General features: G+C 65.3%; 18 protein-coding genes. 9 read left to right on the top strand and 9 right to left on the bottom strand.

Annotated elements, in window-relative coordinates; translation table 11 throughout:
• Positions 1 to 11: 11 nt before the first annotated feature.
• The 5 genes from ACLIJ1_RS18725 to ACLIJ1_RS18705 form a co-directional block, all read right to left on the bottom strand.
• Positions 12 to 1,898 (bottom strand): hypothetical protein, encoded by a 1,887-nt coding sequence (locus ACLIJ1_RS18725; RefSeq protein WP_411367072.1) that lies wholly within the window; start codon positions 1,896 to 1,898, stop codon positions 12 to 14.
• 290 nt (positions 1,899 to 2,188) lie between these two features.
• Complete coding sequence (locus tag ACLIJ1_RS18720) at positions 2,189 to 3,163, bottom strand: glycosyltransferase family 2 protein (protein ID WP_411367071.1); 975 nt, start codon at positions 3,161 to 3,163, stop codon at positions 2,189 to 2,191.
• A 34-nt stretch (positions 3,164 to 3,197) separates the two neighbouring features.
• Positions 3,198 to 4,196 (bottom strand): GNAT family N-acetyltransferase, encoded by a 999-nt coding sequence (locus ACLIJ1_RS18715; protein WP_411367070.1) that lies wholly within the window; start codon positions 4,194 to 4,196, stop codon positions 3,198 to 3,200.
• Complete coding sequence (locus ACLIJ1_RS18710; protein WP_411367069.1) at positions 4,193 to 5,092, bottom strand: glycosyltransferase; 900 nt, start codon at positions 5,090 to 5,092, stop codon at positions 4,193 to 4,195. The genes ACLIJ1_RS18715 and ACLIJ1_RS18710 overlap by 4 nt, the downstream gene beginning before the upstream one ends.
• An 8-nt stretch (positions 5,093 to 5,100) precedes the next feature.
• Positions 5,101 to 7,665, bottom strand: coding sequence for a hypothetical protein (locus ACLIJ1_RS18705; protein ID WP_411367068.1), 2,565 nt, complete (start codon positions 7,663 to 7,665; stop codon positions 5,101 to 5,103).
• A gap of 231 nt (positions 7,666 to 7,896) precedes the next feature.
• Between ACLIJ1_RS18705 and ACLIJ1_RS18700 the strand changes: the two genes are divergently transcribed.
• The 5 genes from ACLIJ1_RS18700 to ACLIJ1_RS18680 are packed head-to-tail and all read left to right on the top strand — an operon-like array spanning position 7,897 to position 13,556.
• Positions 7,897 to 8,946 carry a hypothetical protein gene (locus tag ACLIJ1_RS18700; protein ID WP_411367067.1) on the top strand — a complete coding sequence of 350 codons (1,050 nt, stop codon included), beginning with the start codon at positions 7,897 to 7,899 and terminating at the stop codon, positions 8,944 to 8,946.
• Positions 8,943 to 9,884 carry a UDP-glucose 4-epimerase family protein gene (locus ACLIJ1_RS18695; protein WP_411367066.1) on the top strand — a complete coding sequence of 314 codons (942 nt, stop codon included), beginning with the start codon at positions 8,943 to 8,945 and terminating at the stop codon, positions 9,882 to 9,884. Before ACLIJ1_RS18700 ends, ACLIJ1_RS18695 begins: the two co-directional genes overlap by 4 nt.
• Positions 9,884 to 10,444 carry a sugar transferase gene (locus ACLIJ1_RS18690; protein WP_411367539.1) on the top strand — a complete coding sequence of 187 codons (561 nt, stop codon included), beginning with the start codon at positions 9,884 to 9,886 and terminating at the stop codon, positions 10,442 to 10,444. The genes ACLIJ1_RS18695 and ACLIJ1_RS18690 overlap by 1 nt, the downstream gene beginning before the upstream one ends.
• 16 nt (positions 10,445 to 10,460) lie before the next feature.
• On the top strand, positions 10,461 to 12,389 hold the full coding sequence (locus tag ACLIJ1_RS18685) for a polysaccharide biosynthesis protein (RefSeq protein ID WP_411367065.1): 1,929 nt from the start codon (positions 10,461 to 10,463) through the stop codon (positions 12,387 to 12,389).
• 30 nt (positions 12,390 to 12,419) lie between these two features.
• Positions 12,420 to 13,556, top strand: coding sequence for a hypothetical protein (locus ACLIJ1_RS18680; RefSeq protein WP_411367064.1), 1,137 nt, complete (start codon positions 12,420 to 12,422; stop codon positions 13,554 to 13,556).
• 83 nt (positions 13,557 to 13,639) lie between these two features.
• Here the strand turns inward: ACLIJ1_RS18680 and ACLIJ1_RS18675 are convergent, their stop codons facing one another.
• Complete coding sequence (locus ACLIJ1_RS18675) at positions 13,640 to 15,469, bottom strand: DEAD/DEAH box helicase (protein WP_411367063.1); 1,830 nt, start codon at positions 15,467 to 15,469, stop codon at positions 13,640 to 13,642.
• A gap of 456 nt (positions 15,470 to 15,925) precedes the next feature.
• On the opposite strand from ACLIJ1_RS18675, the gene ACLIJ1_RS18670 reads away from it, so the two are divergent.
• Positions 15,926 to 16,573 carry a DUF47 domain-containing protein gene (locus ACLIJ1_RS18670; RefSeq protein WP_411367062.1) on the top strand — a complete coding sequence of 216 codons (648 nt, stop codon included), beginning with the start codon at positions 15,926 to 15,928 and terminating at the stop codon, positions 16,571 to 16,573.
• A 16-nt stretch (positions 16,574 to 16,589) separates the two neighbouring features.
• On the top strand, positions 16,590 to 17,600 hold the full coding sequence (locus ACLIJ1_RS18665; protein ID WP_411367061.1) for an anion permease: 1,011 nt from the start codon (positions 16,590 to 16,592) through the stop codon (positions 17,598 to 17,600).
• A 75-nt stretch (positions 17,601 to 17,675) separates the two neighbouring features.
• Here ACLIJ1_RS18665 and orn read toward each other — a convergent pair whose 3' ends face one another.
• Positions 17,676 to 18,281, bottom strand: a complete 606-nt coding sequence (orn, locus tag ACLIJ1_RS18660; RefSeq protein WP_411367060.1) for an oligoribonuclease — start codon at positions 18,279 to 18,281, stop codon at positions 17,676 to 17,678.
• Positions 18,282 to 18,353: 72 nt separating this feature from the next.
• Between orn and ACLIJ1_RS18655 the strand changes: the two genes are divergently transcribed.
• Both ACLIJ1_RS18655 and rsgA read left to right on the top strand, forming a co-directional pair.
• Entirely contained in the window at positions 18,354 to 19,622 is a 1,269-nt protein-coding gene (locus tag ACLIJ1_RS18655) for a M48 family metallopeptidase (protein WP_411367059.1), read from the top strand.
• Positions 19,619 to 20,596, top strand: coding sequence for a ribosome small subunit-dependent GTPase A (rsgA, locus tag ACLIJ1_RS18650; protein WP_411367058.1), 978 nt, complete (start codon positions 19,619 to 19,621; stop codon positions 20,594 to 20,596). The genes ACLIJ1_RS18655 and rsgA overlap by 4 nt, the downstream gene beginning before the upstream one ends.
• 19 nt (positions 20,597 to 20,615) lie before the next feature.
• Here the strand turns inward: rsgA and ACLIJ1_RS18645 are convergent, their stop codons facing one another.
• Both ACLIJ1_RS18645 and ACLIJ1_RS18640 read right to left on the bottom strand, forming a co-directional pair.
• Positions 20,616 to 21,539, bottom strand: coding sequence for a CobD/CbiB family protein (locus tag ACLIJ1_RS18645; RefSeq protein ID WP_411367057.1), 924 nt, complete (start codon positions 21,537 to 21,539; stop codon positions 20,616 to 20,618).
• 38 nt (positions 21,540 to 21,577) lie between these two features.
• On the bottom strand, positions 21,578 to 22,264 hold the full coding sequence (locus ACLIJ1_RS18640; protein WP_411367056.1) for a CoA pyrophosphatase: 687 nt from the start codon (positions 22,262 to 22,264) through the stop codon (positions 21,578 to 21,580).
• Between the last annotated feature and the right edge of the window lie 42 nt (positions 22,265 to 22,306).

The following is a 22,306-nucleotide window of genomic DNA, read 5'->3' as shown; positions in this document are numbered from 1 at the left end:
GCCAATGTCTTTCAATGTCCAGCTGGGACCGTCAGCTCCCCGAGCGGTTCCCGCAACTTGAGCAGATAGGCTCCACCCTCGTTCAGCACCACCTGCTCCGTCCCAATGAGCGCCTCCCTGCCCGCCACACAGGCCTGCTCGCGCTCGGACGGCAGATACACGTAGGCAATGCCCTTGGACAGAAGCCACGCGCGGTCCAGTCGCTCACAGACATGCGCCAGATACGACGCTGTGCCGTATTGCGCATCGCCCTGAAAGTAATAGAAGGCCGCAGGCAGCACTTTGAAGTAGGGCAAGACCCGTGCAGATGAGACCGGAAAAATCCAGGTTTCCAGCTCCATCTTGGCGACCGCGTTCGGAATCAGCACCTTGGGTGTCTTTCCGGACGGGAGCGTCAGCTCGCCCCGTGCCACCAGCTGTTCGAACTGGCGCAGCAGCCCCAGGTCATCGTCTTCAATACAGCCGAGGGCGCCACAGTCATCCCGCCGCGGCTCCAGCACCATCGGCTGCGCACCGCGCACCAGCCACCAGACCGGCAACACCAGGCAGACGCCGGCCAGCACCAGCCAGACCACATGGCGTCGGGCCTGCATCAGGGTGCCCAGCACGCAAGCGGCCATGAAGGTCAGGAGCAAGGCCTTGTACTGGGCCAGATTGAAAAAGATGTAGGGCGCCAGCAGGAAGGTGCGGATGTCGGTCGCCAGCGCCTGTGTGAAGGCATATACCCCGTACATCGACAGCAGCAGCGCCAGCAGCGACAGGAATGCCGCCCTGGAGACCCTGGCCCCGGGCGACAACCCGAAGAGGCAGGCGGCATAGAACACGAGCAGGGACAGGAAGATCTTCCATTGCTGCTCGGTCAGCAGCACGGAGAGCTGGCGGAAGAATCCCGGATAGCCGTGCAACAGGACATCGACCGTGTCGCGCACGATGACGGGCAAGGGTTTGATGGTCAGCGCCGGGCCGTAGATGACGGTGTCGGTGCGCGCGCCCTGCGTGTAGCCCACCATCGTCTGATAGAACGGGTCGAGCACGCCCATGGCCAAACCACCCAGCAGGACCAGCAGCAGGATCCAGCTTCTCTTGCCGGTGAAGAAGCCGTACACCGCCAGTGCCACCAGCACGCAGGCGGGCAAGGCCGCATGGGCCGGATTCAGCGCCATCAGGACAAAGAAGGCGAGCGCTGGCGGCACCAGCCAGCGGCCTGTTCCCGCACCGGGTTCGCGCACACTGGCAATCACCCAGGCCAGAAACAGCGCCACCACCAGGATGGCCATCTGCCGCGCACCGCTTTCCATGTGGGCGTACTGGACAAACAGCGGGAACAGGAATCCGGCCACGGTCATGCAAAGCGCGCACAACAGAAGGATGACCCGGTGGGAGGTCCTCTCGACCCGGGTCATGAACTGCTCGACCACCACGAAGGCCGCCACCACCTGGAACAGGATCGGCAGGGCCGTCACCAGATTGCGCAGGTCCAGCCCGCTGATCTGGCGCCAGACGAAAAGCAGCACACCCGAACCGGCCGGATAGTTGAAGGGCTGGTCGCCCCAGTCGCGCTGGTGGTAGGGAACCCCGCCAAAGCGCTCGACCTGCAGACCGAAGAACACGTGGTAGTCGGGATCGCTGGACAGCAACACAGTGCGCGGCAGTTCCCGGCCGGCAATCACCACGCAGACCACCGCGAGCAGCACCACTTCCAGGACCAGGTGCCAGACGTCCCGCGCGCCCTCACCACGGGAAGACCACTGTTGCCTCGCACCTCGCAGCGCAAGGACTCCCGCCACCATGACCAGTCCCACCAGTTCCCAGCGCGTCACCGGCACATCCCGCACAAGCTGGTTGAACAGCGACCGGACGTACACATAGACCATCACCGTCACCAGCCCGGCGGCCATGGACGTGAACAAAGGGAACCCAAGCCCCTGGCCACCCCGGGGCCAACAGTGGTTCAGAAGCACCCACCCCGGCAGAGCGAGTGCAAGACCCCCCAGCAACAGGGCTGCGCCAAAGCGGTAACCCCAGGGATGGCAAACGGTGTTGCTGCAACCGAAGGACAGCCCCCGCAACAGCAGCAGCGTCAGCAGAAACAGCGCGCCTGCGGCCAGCCCCGCCCGGAGCACAGACCGCGGAAACGCCGGAGTGCTCATGACCCGCCGAGCCGACAGGGGTGGAGTCCGCGCATCGCTCAGTGCTGTTCCTGGTTCAGCAGCTGGCGCTCAAAGTTGCGGCGGTCCTGGTGCGCGATCGAATCGAGCAACAGCGCAATGGCGAACACGACGGCCGCCACGATCTCCAGCCCGGTCGCCAGAATGGCCAGCGGCACATGCAGGATGTAGCGGTACTCCAGAAACTCCAGCAGCACCGGCAGGCCAGCCAGCAGACCGGCCAGCGCCATCAGGCATCCGACGGCGCCGAAAAACAGCATCGGGCGGTAGTAGCGCAGGATGTTCCCGATGGTGAACAGCACCTTGAGACCGTCGCTGAAGGTATTGAGCTTGGACACGCTGCCATCGGGCCGGTCCTTGTAGTTCACCGGCAGCTCGATGATGCGAAAGCGCTTGTCCAGCGCGTGCAGGGTCATGTCGGTCTCGATCTCGAAGCCCTCGACCAGGATCGGGTAGTTCTTGACGAAGCGGCGGCTGAAGACGCGGTAGCCGCTCATGATGTCCGCCAGCTTGCTGCGGAACAGCACATTGACCAGATCACGCACGATCTTGTTGCCAAAACCGTGGAAGGCACGCTTGTTTTCGGCCGCGTAGTGTCCGGCCGAGTGGCGGTCACCCACCACCATGTCGGCATTGCCCGAGACCACCGGCTCCATCAGGGTCACGACCTCGCTGGCCGGATAGGTCATGTCCGCATCGGCCAGGATGTAGACGTCGGCATCGATTTCCAGGAAACCACGCCGCACCGCGTTGCCCTTGCCCGGTCGCATCTCGTTGATCACGCCACCACGGCAACCCAGCGAGGCGATCGTCTCGCGCGCAATGGTTTCGGTCCGGTCGGCCGACCGGTTGTTGATCACCCAGATGCTGGCCTCGGGCAACGCCGAATGAAAGTCGCGGACCGTCGCTTCGATGGTCAGCTCTTCGTTGTACGCCGGCAAGACGACCGCCACGTCCTTGCGATCACCCGAGGGCCTGTTCAGAGAATCCTGCATTCACATCACCTCAATTCAAATCCGCACCGGCCCGTCAGAGGTCCGGCAGAAAACGGCACAGTCGCGGCCCCACGGCATCGACCAGCACGCGCGGCAGGCGTTTCCACACATTGGCCGCCAGCGTGTACTTCGAATACACGTCCGACTGGCTCGAAGACAGGGTCACCACCCGCACCGGCTCGGCGCCCCACTCTTCCTTGAAGACGAAGGTCGGCGCCTGATAACCCGAGCGACCAAAGTCGAACACCGGGCGACCGGCCTCCAGCGACATCCGGATCGCGTGCCAATACAGGATGTGGTTGGGGCTGACGTTGCGGTACTCCATCAACGACCCGGCCCACGGCACCCACGCCACCTTCTCATCCAGCACCAGGCAGACACCAGACACCGGCTTGCCGTCCAGGTAACCCACCAGGTAGCGGGTGTCGACGTGTCTGGGCAGCAGCGAGAACAGGCGCCGCGCGAACACCGGCGTGCCGAACCGGTGCATGGTCGTGCCCCAGACCCGGTAGAAGTCGTCGATCAGGTCTTCGTCCACACCCACGCGGATCTGGATGCCCGACTTCTCCGACTTGCGGATGTGGTTGCGGCACTTGGACGGAATGAGCCCATTGAAGACCTCGTCTTCGGAGCCCGACGCCAGGTTCAGGCGCATGGTCACCGTCTCGTTCGGCTGGAACGACTGGACACTGCCGTCGAGCACACGGATCTGGAAGCTGCCGCTGTCCAGCCGGCCCTGGAGCGCCCGGGCCTCGTCCATCGACAGCTCCGAGTAGCTCAGCAGTGGCACATGCACCGCCGTGCGCCCGCCGGTGACACCCGGCACCAGCAGCACACCCTCGCGCTGCTGGTAGCCATAGAGCTCGACCAGCATGTTGCGCCAGCGGGCCACGAAATCGGCACTGTGCAGCGCGGTCGACACCTGCGACTCCGGCACCACGTCGGCCTGCGTCTGCGAGCGGTGCCGCGCGGCCCGGGAACGCACGTTCCGGGGTGGCGGCAGCGGTGGCAATTCGGTCACGAAGCCGTTCACGGTCCCACCCGGTTGAAGATGTGTTCGAGCTGGATCGGCACCGACGACCAGCGACGTTGCACGACGGCATTGCACAGGATCCACAGCGCATTGCCGCGCGAGGTCAGGTGCCATCGAGCCGCGCGCTCGGCCTTCTTCCAGCCGGCCTTCTCGGCCTGCGCACGCGCGATCGCGAAGTACTGGCGCTCTTCCTTGAAGCGGCGCCCGTCGAACAGACTGTTGGTCGAGGCACTGTTGGAATGTCGGCGGTAGGAGAAACACACTGTCGGATCGACCAGCAGCGACTCGCCGGAGAACACCAGCTCCAGAACGAAGGCCAGGTCGTGGGTGATCTTCAGCTCGGGGTTGAACTGCGCCTTGTGCAGGCGGTCGGCGCGGAACGTCAGCGCCGGCCAGTACATCCAGTCACCCACCAGCAGGTTGGTCGCCAGCGATTCGCCGCTGAGCAGCTGCGGCTCCTTGCTCTGCGGCATGACCAGTTTCGTCTTGGCCCAGTCGGTGAGCGTCGACACCACCTTGCCGTTTTCGTCGATGGTCTGCGTGCCGGGATGGATCACGGCTGCGTCGGGGAATTTCTCGTGTGCATTGAGCACCGTGCTCACGTAGTTGGGCAGCAGCACGTCGTCACAACCCAGCCACATCACCAGCTCGCGCGTGGCCATGGTCAGCATCTTCTGGTAGTTGCCGACGATGCCCAGGTTCTTTTCGTTGCGCAGGTATTTGACCCGGGGGTGGTTCAGGGTCTTCATCCAGTCGCCGATGGCCGGATCGGAATAGCAATCGTCCAGCACGGTCAGGAACCAGCGGTCGCAGTCCTGCGCCAGCACACTTTCCACGGTCTCCCGCATCAGGCGCGGATCGCCCCAGTAGGGAACCAGAATGTCCAGAGAAGTCAAGATTGTCCTCAGTTCAGCGCCCGCAGGCGGTACAGACTCTCGCCACTGAAGTCGTTGACGATCAACGGCTCCATGCAGGCTGTTTCGCGCGCACTGGGCGCGTAGGTGTAGGCCACGTGGGTCACTCCCGCAGCGCGGATGTGGGGCCCGCAGACGTCCAGGAATATCCGGTAGTGGTCGGCGTACTTCAGGTCGAACCGCGGCTCCAGGCCTGGCTCGCCGCTGACCAGCTCCACGTGTGCGTACCGGTTCCAGACTTCCTTGTACTGGCCGTCCGGATCGAGCTGTTCCAGCAGGTTGGCCCGCGGCGAATAGTACGTCCCGTTGATGACCCTCAGCCCCAGCGAACGGTAGCCCTGTGCCAGGCGGAGATTGCCAAACACCGCCCACTTGTCCTGCGTTTCACCGCCGAACTGCTTGGCCAGCTGGAAACTGCGTTTGTTGAGGTACGGCCCCAGGCCGTTCTGCACAGGGTTGACGTACATCGTCGGCAAGGCCACCAGCACCATCAGCACAAGATACATCCAGCGAAGCCCGCGGTGCACCGCATAGACCAGCAGACCGACCACCGAAGCGCCCAGCGCGATCCGGCCGTTGGAGAAGAACACCGGATCGTGGGTCGCCAGGTACTTGCCATACACAGCCACCACCAGCGCCAGCCCGACGGCGAGCACCGCCCCCGGCACCTTCACCAGCTTCAGTTCCCCCCGTGCCGTTGCCGACACCAGCATGGCCATCATCAGGGCCGAGGCCACGGCAAATCCGATCTGCGTGCGCGAGGCCGGCACCAGCGACCAGCCCAGGCTGGAGAGCAGCGACTTGAGCACATGCGGCAGAGGCAGGCAGGTCCAGGCCAGCAGGAGCAGACAGTAGGCCATTAGCAACGCCACGACGCGCAGGGTCGGCTGCCGCCAGCGTTGCCACGGCACCATCACAGCCACCAGCGGGAAAAGGATCCAGAAGGTGCTGGCTTCCGACGGATTGACCGGCGGGAACGGAATCACCGAGTCGTCGATCTTCCAGGACTCGAACACACCGTAGAAGATCGCGTACCAGGGATAGTCGCCGCCCAGGTTGACGCGCTTGCCTGGATAGGCAGTGTTCATCATGACCTGCGCCGCGTCGCGCACCTGCAGGTACCAGGAACCCACCAGCAGCGCCACGATCAGCACCGACAGGCCCATGATTACCCAGCGCTGCGGTTGGCGGAACCGGAAGTTCTCCAGTGCGGCCTTGTTGCCCAGCAGCCCCAACAGCAGGAAAGCCGCGAGATAGCCCATCTGGAGCAGGAACGGCGGGTACAGCTGCAGCAGCAGATTGGGCACCGACAGCGCCGCCAGCACGGCACCGACCGCCATTCCTTTGGCCCCGCGCGCCTGCAGCAGATAGACGCTGCCCACGACCGCCATCACGAAGCCGGAAATCACCTCGGAGGGCACGCTGGAGTACCACCACTGGACATAGGACGCGCCAAACATGCCCAGCGCTCCCGCCAAAGAAACGACGGTATCGCCCCGGGTCAGAAGCAGCAGCAAGGTGAAGAACGCGGCGACCAGACCGAACGACTTGTAGGCCCAGTACCAGGAGAAGCCGCGCTCGATGTCCAGCAACACGAAGCCCCAGTACTTGGGCTGCGCCACCATCACCGGCGACAGCACCGGCGCCCCCGCCAGCATGGGCGAACCGGGCGCGCCGATGTTGGCGTTGTCGTTCTTCATGCCCGTCTGGGCCTGGTTCAGGATCCAGGGCGTCAGCGTCCCCCATTCGTCGCTGCGGATGGGCTTGGGCGACCCCAGGCTCACCGTGCGCTCCACGTGTTCGGGCGGGTACATGCCATCCCACAGACCGATCGAGGACTGGTGCAGCTTACCGCCCACCCAGACGCTGGCCAGCAGGAGCAGCACGGCATAGACACCGATGGCCGACGCCGGGACGGTCAGCACCGAGGGATCGCTCACCGCCTTCGCCACCCGGCCCAACCCGGCATCGACCGCGCGGCGGAACCGGTGTCCGGGGCGCAACAGCCAGATCAGCAGTTCCAGCAGGCCGGCCAACAGCAGACTCACCCCCAGCGACTTCAGCCAGGGCAGCGCGCGCTGGCCCCACGAAAGACGCATCAGTCCGTCCGGCACATCGATCAGCAGCTTCGAGTCGATGCCCGTGGCTTCCAGCCGCAGGCCAGTGTCGTCCGACGACACGATCTTCAACTGGTCCAGGTGGTGCAACAGGCCCTGCAGCTCGGCACCCCGGCGTGTCCAGGTCCCGGCGTTGCCATGCAGGGTCAGGCCCGACCAGGTCAGCGCACCCACCTCGTTCAGCGGGTCCAGCCGGATGGTCTTGACCGGCCTGGCGCTGCGCAGCCGGAAGACGATGGCCATGCGGCCGTCGACCACCTTGTGCGCCATGATCTGGCTGTTCTCGGGGTAATACGAGAGCCCGTCCAGCGAATAGAACACCTGCGCGGTGGCGGTCACGGGAATGCTGGCGTCCAGCACCACATCGAGCTGGTAGGGCTTGGAACGCAGGCCCAGGTTGAACGTCAGCAGGCCGCTGAGCAGCACCAGCCGGAGCACCTGGAGCGCACCCCTCCACCGGGGCAGCACCGTCAGGCACCACGCCAGGAGCGCTTGTGAGCGCAATAACAGGGAAAGCGGGCGAGAGTGGCGCAAAGGACTGTGAATACTGGAAACCGGATCGCCCGAGGTCCTGCGGAAAAAGGCACCCGCAGGAGATGGGGGAAAATCGGCGTGGACAGACGCTGTGAAGCACGCGCCGGGTGACCGGGCGGACAAACGGCAAATTGTATGTCGTCCCCCACCATGCACCCGCCCCTGCCCATTCCCCCGCTGATTCCCCACGTGCGCTATGGCAGCCGGCCCAGCGAGCCCGGATGGCTGTTCTTCGGAGCGGGCCGTCAGGCCATGAAGTTCCTGGCGCAGAACCTGCTGCGCCAGCACCCGTCCCTGTTGTTCATCGTTCCTGCCTACACCTGCGACTCCGTGGTGCAGGCGCTGGACGAAGCCGGGGCGGACATGGTGTTTGTCGACGTCGCTGCCGACCTGGATCTCGATCTGGCCGCCGTGAGCGGCTGGCTTGAACGGTCGGCGGGCAGAAAGATCGCGCTGGTGCCGACGCCACTGTTCGGCGCCCCGGTGCGCCCCTACAAACAGCTGTTTCCGGACTGCCTCGTGATCGAGGACCGTGCCCAGACCCTGCCCGACCGGGACAGCAGGGCGGATTTCCAGGTGCTGAGCTTCGGTCCCGGCAAGCAGGCGTCCGGCATGGGCGGCGGCGCCCTGCTGGGCGGTGAGGCCTTCCGCAGCGGGTACTCGGCTCTCGACATGGAATGCGGTGCGGTACGGCAGGTGGCCCTGTCGCTGGTGGGCAGCGTGCTGCTCGGCCCCGCCTGGTCGCTGGTCGGACAGAAGGTGACGCGACGCCATTCGGCCAATGCGATCGACAAGGAATCGCGCTCCATCGACATCCGCTCCCTGTGCGAAGACCGCGCCCGCTGGATCACCCACAGCCTGCAGACCTGGGACGGTGCCGGTCGGACCCGCATCTCGGACCTCTACCACCGCAGCATTCCCCAAGCCCTCCGGTTCGACATGCCGGCCGTGCTTCCCTATCTGAGATACCCCGTGCGTGCCAGCCTCGAAGGGCCGGGCATCAGCTCTGGGCGCATGTACGAGAAGGTCGTGCAGCGCGCGGAAGAGTCCTCACGGCGCACGTTCCCAGGTGCCCGTGCGGTCATGGAAGCAAGCTTCCTGCCGACGCACCACAGGGTGTCGGAGCAGCACATCACCTGGTATGCCGACCAGCTGTCCGGCCTGGCGGGCCCTTTGACCGCATGAAGCCGGTGATTGCGGTCACCGGCGCCAGCGGCTTTGTGGGCAGCGCCCTGTGCCGCCACCTGCAGGCCCTCGGGCACCCTGTGGTCCCGATGCTGCGGACTCCACGTCCTGAATGGCCCGAGGCCCGGATCGTGGGTGAGCTCGGACCGGACACAGACTGGACGAACGCTCTGGAAGGTGTCCATGTCGTCGTCCATTGCGCGGCGCGCGCGCACATTGCCTTGCGTCCCGGCCCGCAGGATCTGGAGATCTGCCGGCGCATCAACGTCGAGGGCACCCGGTCCCTCGCGCAGGCGGCGGTGCGCTGCGGCGTGCAACGCCTGGTGCATGTCAGCTCCATCAAGGTGCTGGGCGAGCGGTCGCGGCCCGGTGAACCCTTGCGCGCCGACAGCCCGCCCGCCCCGGAGGATGCCTATGGGATATCCAAGTGGGAAGCCGAGCAGGCACTGTTAGCCGTGGCGGCTCAAAGCTCGCTGCAGACGGTGATCGTGCGCCCGCCGCTGGTCTACGGCCCGGGCGTCAAGGCCAACTTCCTGCGCCTCATGCAGGCCGTTCACCGGGGCGTTCCGCTGCCCCTGGGCTCCATCCGGAATCTGCGCTCCATGGTGGCACTGGACAACCTGACGGACCTGCTGGCGCTCTGTGCCGTGCGCCCGGCCGCTGCGGGCGAGACTTTCCTGGTCTCCGACGGACAGGACCTGTCGACACCCGACCTGATCCGCGGCATGGCCCTGGCGCTGGGACGCCCCGCCCGACTGATTCCCTTCCCGCCAGCCGGGCTGCGGCTGGCCGGCCGCCTGACGGGACGCGCCGACCAGATCGAGCGCCTGATCGGCAGCCTGCAGGCGGACATCGGGCATACTCGCCGGGTTTTGCAGTGGGCGCCTGTTTGCACGGTGCAACAGGGCCTGCAATCAGCGACACGGGACGTCCGGTGATCAAGCGTGCCTTCGATGTGACTTTTGCGCTGCTCGTGGGACTGGTGCTGCTGCTGCCGATCGGGCTGATCGCGCTGTGGGTGCGCCGCTCCTCCCCCGGCCCTGCCCTGTACTGGAGTGACCGGGTCGGAAGGGACAACCAGCTGTTCAAGATGCCCAAATTCCGCAGCATGCGGCTGGACACCCCCGCCGTGGCCACCCACCTTCTTTCAGATCCTGAAAAGTATCTGACTTCTGCGGGCTCCTTTCTGCGAAAATCCAGCTTGGACGAATTGCCGCAGCTGTGGAGCATCCTCAAAGGCGACATGAGTCTGGTCGGCCCCAGGCCGGCGCTGTTCAACCAGACCGATCTGATCGAAGCCCGTACTCAGGCTGGCGTGCACCGCCTGCCACCGGGCCTCACAGGTTGGGCCCAGATCAACGGACGCGACGAATTGCCCATCCCGCAGAAGGTTCGACTGGACGCCGAGTACCTCGCGAAGCAGTCGTTCTGGTTCGACCTGAAGATCATCTTCCTCACGGCGTGGCGCGTGCTGCGCCGTGATGGCGTGACCCACTGAGGCGCCTCCGACACCCATGCTCAACCGAGTTGCCCTTCCGATCCTGGCCATGCCCCGCCCCGCCAAGCGCGTGGTGGTGCTCTCCGTGGATGCCGCGCTGTGTGTCTTGACCGTCTGGCTGGCCTACTACCTGCGGCTGGGTGAATGGGTCAAGCTGTCCGGCGACAGCTTCTGGCAGCCGATGTCGGCGGTCGGCGTCTCGCTGGTGCTGGCCCTGCCGATCTTCATCGTCAACGGCTTCTACCGCGCCATCTTCCGCTACTCGGGCATGGCAGCGCTGATGACGGTGCTCAAGGCCTGCGCGGTCTACGCCCTGCTGTTCGCAACCGTGTTCACCGCCTTCGGTATCGACGGTGTGCCCCGCACCGTCGGCCTGATCCAGCCGCTGCTGCTGCTGTTCACCGTCGGCGCGTCGCGCATGCTCGCCCGCTTCTGGCTGGGTGGCCTGTACCGCAACCAGCTGCGCCTGATCGCCCTGCCCCGCGTGCTGATCTATGGCGCTGGCAATGCCGGGCGCCAGCTTGCGGCTGCGATGGCCAACAGCCATGAAATGCGTGTGGTCGGTTTCATGGACGATGACGACCGCCTGCACGGCCACGTGCTCAACGGCCTGTCGATCTACAGCCCGGCCGACCTGCCGGGCCTGGTGAGTTCGCTGCAGGTCAGCACCGTGCTGCTGGCGATCCCGTCGCTCAGCCGCCACCGCCGCAACGAGCTGATCGCCCAGATGCAGCGTGCCCATGTGCAGGTGCGCACCCTGCCGGCCGTGAGCGAACTGGCGCAGGGCGTGGTCAGCACCTCGGACCTGCGCGAGCTGGACATCGACGATCTGCTGGGTCGCGAAGCGGTCAGCCCCAACCACATCCTGCTGGGCAAGAACATCACCGACAAGGTCGTGCTCGTGACCGGCGCCGGTGGCTCCATTGGCAGCGAACTGTGCCGCCAGATCCTTGCGGTCGGCCCCAGCACCCTGGTGCTGGTCGAACAGAGCGAGTTCGCGCTGTACGAGATCCAGCAGGAACTGCAGGAGCGGCTGGAATCGGAAAGTGTCCTGATCGTCCCAGTGCTTGCGTCCGTGCGGGACGGCCAGCGGTTGCGCGAAGTCATGGCCGACTGGAAACCCGACACGGTCTACCACGCCGCCGCCTACAAGCACGTGCCGCTGGTGGAACACAACCCGATCGAGGGCATCCGCAACAACACGCTGGGCACGCTGACCGCTGCCCAGATCGCCGCCGAATTCGCTGTCGCCGACTTCGTGCTGATCAGCACCGACAAGGCGGTGCGTCCGACCAACATCATGGGCGCGAGCAAGCGCCTGGCCGAGATGGCACTGCAGGCCCTGGCCGACACCTCGCCCCGGACGCGCTTCTCGATGGTGCGCTTTGGCAACGTGCTCGGGTCGTCGGGATCGGTCGTGCCCAAGTTCCGGCGCCAGATCCGCGATGGCGGGCCGATCACGCTGACGCACCCGGACATGACCCGATACTTCATGACCATCCCGGAAGCCGCGCAGCTGGTCATCCAGGCAGGTGCCATGGCCAAGGGCGGCGACGTGTTCGTGCTGGACATGGGCGATCCGGTGAAGATCCTCGATCTGGCGACCCGCATGATCGAACTCTCGGGTCTGTGCGTGAAGGACGAAACCAATCCGGAAGGCGACATCGCCATCGAGATCACCGGCCTGCGTCCGGGCGAAAAGCTGTTCGAGGAACTGCTGATCGGCAACAACCCGCGGCCGACTTCGCATCCCCGGATCATGAAGGCCCACGAGGAATTCCTCGCCTGGCCAGTCCTGCAGGAGAAGCTGCGCCAGCTCGAAGCCGTGCTGGACCACCGCGACGTGGACGGCACCAAGCTGCTGCTGGTCGAGCTGGTGTCCGGTTATGCCCCGCAGGACCAGAACTTTGAAGCCGCGGACAGCCGGCTGCGCTACAGCGTCTGATACGCAAGCTCCCCCAGAAAGTCACATCGAATGAACAGCCCGAAAAAACGGATCGGCCTCGTCGGCACAGGATTCATCGCCAGCGGCTTCGCCCGGCTGGTGCACAACCATGCCCCCGACCTGGAACTCAGTGTCGTGCTCACCCGCCGCCAGGGCAGCGTCGACTTCTTCCCCTGGACCGACCGTTTCACCCACTCCGAACAGGAGCTGCTGGACAAGTCGGACCTGATCGTCGAGTGCAGCGGTGACGTGCTGCACGCCACGCGCATCATCGACATCGCCTTGCGCGCCGGCAAACCCGTGGTCACGATGAACTCCGAGTTCCACGTGACCACCGGCTCCTGGTTCGCCGACAAGGGTCTGCTCACCGAGGCCGAGGGCGACCAGCCCGGTTCGATCGCCGCGCTGCGCGAAGAGGCGGTGATGATGGGCTTCAAGCCGCTCGTCTACGGCAACATGAAGGGCTTCCTCAACCACCACCCCACGCCCGAAGAAATGGCGTACTGGGCCGGCAAGCAAGGCATCAGCGTAGAGCAGACGACCTCCTTCACCGACGGCACCAAGATCCAGATCGAGCAGGCGCTGGTGGCCAACGGCTTTGGCGGCACCATCACCCGCCAGGGCATGGAAGGACCCAAGGCCACCGACGTGACCAAGGCCGCCATCGAACTGGCGCGCACTGCCGCCGAGCGCGGCCAGGCGATCTCCGACTACGTGCTCGCGCCGGGCAATGCCGGTGTGTTCGTGGTCGGCACGCACGACAAATCCGAATGGAAGGCACTTAACTACTTGAAGCTCGGCGACGGTCCGTACTATGTACTGGTGCGCCCGTTCCACCTGTGCCAGTACGAGATCATCAAGACGGTCCGCCGTGTCCTGGGTGGAGGCGGCGTCCTGCTGAACAACTCCAGCAAACCGACCATTTCCATTGTCGGCATTGCCAAGACCGACCTGCCGGTGGGCACCCGCGTCGACCGCGCCATCGGCGGCTTCCAGGTGCGCGGTGAGGCCGCCCGCATCGCCGATGCAAAGGGACACGTGCCAATCGGTCTGATCCAGGATGCCGTGATCACGCGCCCCGTCAGCGCCGGGCAGACGCTGAGCTTCGACGACGTCGAACTGCCGGACACTCTGGCGCTGAAGATCGCGCGCGAACTCTACGCCTGAGCCCACCTCCACGTCACACGGCGTGAAGACGGCGCCATGAAAAAAGCCCCCGCAGTGCGGGGGCTTCTTATTGGCTGTCTGCCTTAGCGGGGACGGCGCTGCGGACCAGCCGGCCGACCGGGTGCACGTTCGCTGTTCGACCAACTGCCACCACCGTTGCCCTGGTGCGGACGGGGCGCAGCAGCGCTGCGGGGACCACGGTCATCACCGAACCGACCGGCCGGACGCGCGGTGTCGCGGTCACGGCGTGCGTCCGGACGCTGCTCGAAGCGCACATCGCCGCGGGGCGCGAACGAATCGCGGCCCTCGAAACGCGGTGCTTCGCGGCGACCTTCGAAACGGGGCGCATCCTGGCGACCTTCAAACCGGGGGGCGTCATGGCGACCCTCGAAACGGGGTGCTTCGTGACGGCCTTCGACGCGAGGACCACGGGGCGGGCGGTCGCCGAAACGGTCGCCGCCAGGGCGCTGGAAGCGGTCACCGCCCGGGCGGCCACCGGGGCGGCCACGGCCATTGAACTCCGGTTGCGGCGGACGCTGACGCGGCTCCAGACCAGGCACCACTTCTGCCGTCAGGCGCTGGTGGGTGTAGGCCTCGATATCACCAATCTTGCGACGGTCGCGGAACTCGGCGAAAGTGACAGCCAGGCCGTCGCGGCCGGCACGTCCGGTGCGACCGATGCGGTGGGTATAGTCCTCGGCCTTCATCGGCAGGCCGAAGTTGAACACGTGGGTGATCGTCGGCACGTCGATGCCGCGGGCGGCCACGTCGGTGGCCACCAGGATCTGCACCTGACCGCTGCGCAGCGCCATCAGGCGGCGGTTGCGCAGGCCCTGGCTCAGGGCGCCGTGCAGGGCCACTGCATGGAATCCGGTCTGCTGCAGATCGGTGGCCAGACCGTCACATTCCACCTGGGTGCTGCAGAACACCACCGCCTGGTTGATCGAAGCATCACGCAGCCAGTGGTCCAGCAGCTTGCGCTTGTGCTCGGAGCTGTCGGCCCAGAACAGCACCTGCTTGATGTTGGCGTGTTTTTCCTGGGGCGAATCGATCTGCACCTTCTGGACGTGCTTGCCGCCGTCGTGCATCACGCGCATGGCCAGTTGCTGGATGCGCGGGGCGAAGGTCGCCGAGAACATCATGGTCTGGTCACGCTGGCTGGTCAGCTGGTTGACTTCGGCCAGGTCGTCGGAGAAGCCGAGGTCGAGCATGCGGTCGGCTTCGTCAACCACGAGGAACTGCACCTGGTCGAGCTTGATCTGCATCGAGCGCTGCAGGTCCAGCAGGCGGCCGGGCGTGGCCACCACGAGGTCGGCGTTCTGCAGCTTCGCGATCTGCAGCTGGTAAGGCATACCGCCCACCACGCTGGCGATGCGCAGGCCGCGGCAATGACGCACCAGGTCGATGGCGTCGTGCGCCACCTGTTGCGCCAGTTCGCGCGTCGGGCAAAGCACCAGGGCGCCCGGTGTGGCGGCCTTGAAGTTGCGCGGATTGGTCGGGTCCTTGCGCTTGCTGCGCTTGGGTGCAGGCTTGCCGGCGGCCAGGGCCTCGGCGGTCTCCTGCTCGAAGGCCACGCGCTCGGCTTCGGCGCGCGCATCCTGCTGCTTGAGCAGAGTGTGCAGCACCGGCAGCAGGAACGCTGCGGTCTTGCCACTGCCGGTCTGGCTGGACACCATCAGGTCGGCGTAACGCTCGTCGGCCTGGTGTTCCAGGCGGATGGCCTTGGGGATGACCAGGGATTGCACCTGGGTCGGCTGGGTGTAGCCCAGGTCGCTTGTGGCTTGGATCAGTTCGGGAGCCAGACCCAGCACCTCGAAGGCATTGGGTTCGGTTGCGACCGTCTGGTCGGTCACCTGTTCGGGGGAAAGGGTCTCGGGCGTGAATTCGCCGCGATCTTCAAAAGCGTCGCTCATGTTCGTCCTGGCGCCATCAAAGGCGTCATTGAGCAGAACAAACGCAGGGAGGCTCCCCAGCCTGAAAGCTGGAACCCGCTGGCGTCTGGTCCGTTCGTGGTTACAAAACATCAACCACAAACGGTCCGCGCAGTTCCGCAGGGAAGACCCTGTCCGGTTCAGCGAGTGATCTCATCCGTGCCGGCAAAAGCTGTTTGGGCTTTTGCACCAGGCGCCTTGACTGGCGACCGAAGGCATTCGGGAGACCTCTTGTGTGAGGCAGATGCACAAAAACTGCCCTTCGTTTGAAGAGCAGCCTGCGATTATCACACAGATCCGGGTTTTCCCCAAGTTTTGATTTCGGGGCTGGGGCCAGACACACCGAGCCGGGCGAAAACCTCAGGTGCCGGGGGATAAAATCCGACGACTTGACACATTACTGTCATCAAAACTTCAACATTCCGTACTGGAGACGCCATGTTTTTTGGCAAGCTGTTGCCCAAAGAGGGCAATTTTTTTGAGCTGTTCAACCAGCATGCCGAGCAGATCGTCAAGGCCGCCCACGCCTTCTCGCAACTGGTGGCCCACTACGCAGACCCCCACCTTCGGGACAAATACAACCAGGAAGTCGACCACGCCGAACGCTCTGCGGACCGGATCACCCACGAGGTCAACCGCCTGCTGCACACGACCTTCATCACCCCGATCGACCGCGAGCAGATCCACTCGCTGATCAACACGATGGACGACGTGGCCGACCTGATCCAGGATTCGGCCGAAACCATGGCGCTGTACGACGTTCGCCACATGACCGAAGAGATCACGCGCCTGACCGACCTGGGTGTCAAGTGCTGCGAGCGCCTGAAGCACGCCGTCAGCCTGCTCAAGGACGTCAACGATCCCAAGACCGCCGAAGCCGCGGTCAAGACCTGCGAAGAGATCGACCGCCTCGAATCGGACGCCGACCGCGTGATGCGCTCGGCCATGAGCAAGCTGTTCCGCGAAGAGCCCGAGGTCCGCGAAGTGATCAAGCTCAAGGCCATCTACGAGCTGCTGGAAACCATCACCGACAAGTGCGAGGACGTCGCCAACCTGATCGAGGGCATCGTCCTCGAGAACTCCTGATCGGAAGGGTCTTCTCATGACGACCGTTCAGACGGCCCTCTGGGTCGTGGTCATGCTGGTGGCGCTGGCGCTGATTTTCGACTTCATGAACGGGTTTCATGATGCCGCCAACTCGATTGCGACCATCGTCTCCACCGGGGTGCTCAAGCCGGCCCAGGCGGTGGTGTTCGCGGCCTTCTTCAACGTGGTCGCGATCTTCATCTTCAAGCTCAGCGTGGCGGCCACCGTCGGCAAGGGGATCGCCGACCCGTCGGTGATCGACACACACGTGGTGTTCGGCGCCCTCACCGGCGCCATCACCTGGAACCTGATCACCTGGTACTACGGCATTCCCAGCAGTTCGTCGCACGCACTGATCGGCGGCATCGTGGGTGCCGTGATCGCCAAGGCAGGCGCGGGAGCCCTCATCGCGACCGGCGTTTTCCGTACCGTCTCCTTCATCTTCGTCTCTCCCCTGCTCGGCTACCTGCTGGGCTCGCTGATGATGGTGCTGGTGGCCTGGGTTTTCCGGCGCGCGCGTCCGCTCAGGGTCGACGGCTGGTTCAGGCGGCTGCAACTGGTATCTGCGGGCGCCTACAGTCTGGGTCATGGCGGCAACGATGCGCAGAAAACCATCGGCATCATCTGGATGCTGCTCATCGCGACCGGCTATGCCTCGTCGGCCGACAAGTCACCGCCCACCTGGACCATCGTGTGCTGCTATCTGGCCATCGGCCTGGGCACCATGTTCGGTGGTTGGCGCATTGTTCGCACCATGGGCCAGAAGATCACCAAGCTCAAGCCGGTGGGAGGCTTCTGCGCCGAAACCGGCGGTGCCATGACGCTGTTCCTGGCGACAGCGCTGGGTATCCCGGTCTCCACTACGCACACCATCACTGGCGCGATCGTTGGCGTCGGATCGGTACAGCGTGCCAGCGCGGTTCGCTGGGGCGTGGCGGGCAACATCGTCTGGGCCTGGGTGCTGACCATTCCCGCTTCGGCCTTCGTGGCAGCGGTGGCCTACTGGATCAGTCTCAAGGTGTTCTGACCGACAGTTCCGTTTCAGTGTTCCGAATAGGGAAGGGGCCGCATGGCCCCTTCCCTATTGGCGCCAGAGCACAACTCATTCCATGCGCAGGAAGTGCTCGCGGTAATGGGCCAGTTCGTCGATCGATTCGTGCACATCGGCCAGTGCCGTGTGCTTCTGGTGCTTCTTGAAGCTGTCGTACACCGCCGGCTTCCAGCGCTTGGCCAGTTCCTTGATCGTGCTGACGTCGAGATTGCGGTAGTGGAAATACGCCTCCAGCTTGGGCATGTACTTGACGAGAAAGCGCCGGTCCTGCCCGATGCTGTTGCCGCACATCGGTGAGCCGTTCTTCGGCACGTACTTCCCGATGAAGGCCAGCAACTCGGCCTGCGCCTGCTCCTCGTCGATGGTGCTGGCCTTGACCTTGTCGATCAGCCCGCTTTTGCCATGTGTGCCCTTGTTCCAGGCGTCCATGGCGTTGAGCACGGCGTCACTCTGGTGGATCGCGAATACCGGACCTTCGACGCGGGGCTCCAGGTTCGGGCCGGTGATCACGACGGCGATCTCCAGCAGACGCTCCTTTTCGGGGTCCAGCCCACTCATCTCGCAGTCGAGCCAGACGAGGTTCTGGTCGCTCCGGGTCAGCGTCGCGGGCGCGGTGGGGGCGGAAAGTTCGGTTTCGTCGGTGGAATTTGGAGTCATGGCGTGATTTTCGCCGAAGCCCTGCATGACCTCGGGCGCCGGGGAATGGCGCCGCTTCGATAGACTCTCGCCATGGACAGCAGCTCTCTCGCCTTCACTTACGTTTTTTGTGCCCTTCTGGTGGGAGGGCTCGTGGTGCGTACGCTGCTCACCAGCCGGCAGATACGCCACGTCGCCCACCACCGCGGACAGGTGCCTGCGCCGTTCGCCGCCACCATCAACATCGAAGCGCACCGCAAGGCGGCGGACTACACCATCGCAAAGGCTCGTTTCGGCATGGTCGAGGCTGCCGTCGAAGCCGCTCTCTTGCTGGGCTGGACCTTGCTGGGTGGACTGGATGCCCTGAACCGGGCCCTGCTGTCCTGGATGGCGCCCGGGTTGCCGCAGCAGCTGGTGCTGCTCGGCGCATTTGCCGTGATCGGCGCGCTGCTCACGCTGCCCATGGGCTGGTGGGCCACGTTCCGGCTGGAGGAGAGGTTCGGCTTCAACAAGATGAGCCTGGGCCTCTGGCTCGCCGACCTGGTCAAGGGTGGCGTGGTCGGCGCCGTGATTGGCCTGCCGATCGCGGCGCTGGTGCTCTGGCTCATGGGCGCGGCCGGTCCGGCCTGGTGGCTCTGGGCCTGGGGCGCCTGGATGGCCTTCAACCTGCTGCTGCTGGTGCTCTACCCCACCCTCATCGCGCCGCTGTTCAACAAGTTCGAGCCGCTGCCGGACGAGAACCTCAAGGCGCGCGTCAATGCGCTGATGCAGCGCTGCGGCTTCGCGGCCAAAGGGCTGTTCGTGATGGACGGCAGCAAGCGCAGCGCGCACGCCAACGCCTACTTCACCGGCTTCGGCGCGGCCAAGCGCGTGGTGTTCTTCGACACCCTGCTGCAGCAGCTGAGTCCGCCGGAGATCGACGCTGTGCTGGCCCACGAGCTGGGCCACTACAAGCGCCGCCACATCCTGCAGCGTACAGTGCTGATGTTCGCGCTGAGCCTGGTCGGCTTTGCACTGCTGGGCTGGGTGTCGAGACAGGCCTGGTTCTACACCGGCCTGGGTGTGCAGCCCTCGCTGGACGCTCCCAACGATGCGCTGGCACTGCTGCTGTTCATGATGGTCGTGCCTCTGTTCACCTACTTCCTCTCGCCGCTGCTGGCCCAGCTCTCGCGCAAGCACGAGTTCGAGGCCGATGCCTACGCCAGCAGCCACACCAATGGCGCAGACCTCGCCAGTGCGCTGCTCAAGCTCTACAAGGACAACGCCAGCACGCTGACGCCCGACCCGGTGTACGCGCGTTTCTACTACTCGCATCCGCCGGCCAGCGAGCGCATCGCGCGCCTGCAGGGTGCCACCGCATGAACCATTCGCGCAGCCGCGCGCAGGCCGCCGGACGGGCCCCGGAATCCGAAGGCGCGCTGGACCTGGGTCTGGTGGTTGCCGCCCACGGGCGCCATTGCCTGGTCGAGAGCCCCGATGGCCAGCGGCGCATCTGCCACCCGCGTGGCAAGAAGAGCCAGTCGGTCGTCGGTGACCGCGTGCGCTGGATGCCCACCGGTGACGAAGGCAGCATCGAGGCAGTGGATCCCCGCCGCAACCTGTTCTACCGGCAGGATGAACTGCGCACCAAGTCGTTTGCCGCCAACCTGGACCAAGTGCTGGTGCTGCTGGCGGCCGAACCCGAGTTCTCCGAGAGCCAGCTGACCCGGGCCCTGGTCGCCGCGGAAGCCGAGAACATCGCCACGCTGATCGTGCTCAACAAGGCCGACCTCGGAGCGCCATTCGAGCGCGCCTGGCAGCGCCTGACGCCGTACCGCGACATGGGTGCGCCCGTGCTGCCACTGTGCCTCAAAGGCGGCGATGGCGAGGAGTCGGGAGTGGACGAGCTGCTCGAACGCCTGCACGGCAAGACCACGCTGGTGCTCGGCCCGTCCGGCGCCGGAAAGAGCACGCTGGTGAACCGGCTGGTGCCCCAGGCCAGAGCCCTGACCGGCGAAATCTCGAAGGCGCTGAACTCCGGCAAACACACCACCACCAGCACCACCTGGTACTGGATGGACGACGCCCGCACGACCGCGCTGATCGACTCTCCGGGCTTCCAGGAATTCGGCCTGAACCACATCGACGCAGCTCAGCTGGCCGCGCTCATGCCTGACCTGCGCGCGCACCTGGGCGAATGCCGTTTCTACAACTGCACCCACCTGCACGAACCCGGCTGCGCGGTCCGCGCCCAAGTGCGGACGACGGACGCGCAAGCCGTCGGCAGCATCGCCGCCAACCGCTACCGCATCTACCAGGAACTGTTCGCCGAGCTGTCCTCGAAGCGGACCTACTGAGGCGGCGCAAAGCCGGAACTCAGGCCAGCAGGCGCGCCAGCGTCAGCAGCGCCAGCAGCAGCAGCCACAGGACGACACTGCGCCAGACCAGCCCCACCGCGCTGGCCAGATGGGCCAGTTGGGGCTCGGGGCGCGCCGAGACGGCATCCTCCCCCAGCCCGTCGCGGGCGTTCAGCCGGACATTGATCGCTCCCGAGGTTGCCGCCAGCACCACGCCGTCGCTGCCTTCGGCAAATCGCTCTGCCTCGCCGCGCCAGCTCGCGACGGCTTCCTCGAAGTTGCCAACCACGGCAAAGCCGAGCGCGGTGGCACTCGCAGGAAAATGGTCCACCCATTCCCAGCCCTTGGCTGCCGCGCGCCGAAGGGCCGCGCTGGGCGTTCCATCCGGACGTCCGCGCCAGTTGCGCGAGACGTATTCGGCCATGCGGTAGAACACCGCGCCTGCAGGACCAAGACCCAACAGCCAGAACACCACGAAACACGCGAGCACACCAAAGACGTGACGGTGTGCGGCCAGCACCGACTGCTCGATCACCTGCCGCAGCAGTTCAGCCCGCGGCAGGCTGGCCGTGTCGACATGCAGCCACTGCGCCAGCTTTTCGCGGGCCAGGTTGTCGTTGCCCTCCTCCAGCGCCTGACGGATGTCGGTGAAATGATGGCTGAACTGCCTGAACCCGAGCGTGACGTAGAGCACCGCCACCAGCCACGCGAACGACAGCACCGTGCTGAACGGCCAGAGCCCCCAGTACACCAGCGCCGCGACCAACGCTGGCACCGCCGTTGCCAGGACCCAGGCCAGCCAGCCATGCGCGACCTGCCCGGTGTCAAGGTTGCGCCGGACCAGGCGCGCCCAGCTGCGCAGACCGGCAAAGACCGGGTTGCCGATCGACAGGGGTCGCGCCTGTTCGATCATCAGGGCCAGCAGGATGGCAAAAAAGCTCATGGTCCGATCATAGCCAGCGCCGCCACAGAAGCACCCACTCAGGCACTCAGGAAGCGGTATAGGTTGCGCAACATGCCGGCGGTGGCGCCCCAGATGAAGCGCTCCGTCGCACCGTCCTGGTAAGGCATCGAGTACCACTCGCGCAGTTCACCGTCCCACTCGAAGCCGTGCCGACGGTGGTTGGTGGGGTCCATCAGGAACTCCAGCGGCACCTCGAACACGTCGTCGACTTCATCCGGGTTGGGTTGCAGCGTGAATCCAGGCCGCACCAGCGCCACCACTGGTGTGATGAAAAACTGCGTGCCAGTCACGTACTGCGGCAGTGTTCCGATCACCTCCACATGGGAGGGCGGGAGGCCTGTTTCTTCTTCTGCTTCGCGCAGGGCGGCCGCCGTGGCATCCCGGTCGTCGGCATCGACCTTGCCGCCCGGAAAGGCAATCTGTCCCGAATGTGTCGACAGGTGCGCGGTGCGCTGCGTCAGCAACAGGCTCAGGCGGTCGCGCTGCACCAGCGGCAACAGCACGGCGGCTTCGGCCGGCGCCCGGTCGGTGAACCTCCGCTCCTTCACCAGTTCGGGCATCCACGTAGGCGGGTGGGCAAAGTGCATGCGCAGCCCATCCGGTGTCAGGCGCTCGGCCGGCGCGGCGCGCAGTCCCTGCGATGCGGCACCTGGCAGCACCGGGATCTGGCGTGGGTCAAAAGCAGGCGGAAAACGCTGGGACATGACGGGCGAGTATGGATCGGGCAAAAAAAAGCCGCTCGGTAG

It is taken from the genome of Hydrogenophaga sp. RWCD_12, from assembly GCF_046604225.1.
Taxonomy (GTDB): Bacteria; Pseudomonadota; Gammaproteobacteria; order Burkholderiales; family Burkholderiaceae_C; genus Hydrogenophaga.
This window is presented reverse-complemented; position numbering and strand designations above follow the sequence as displayed.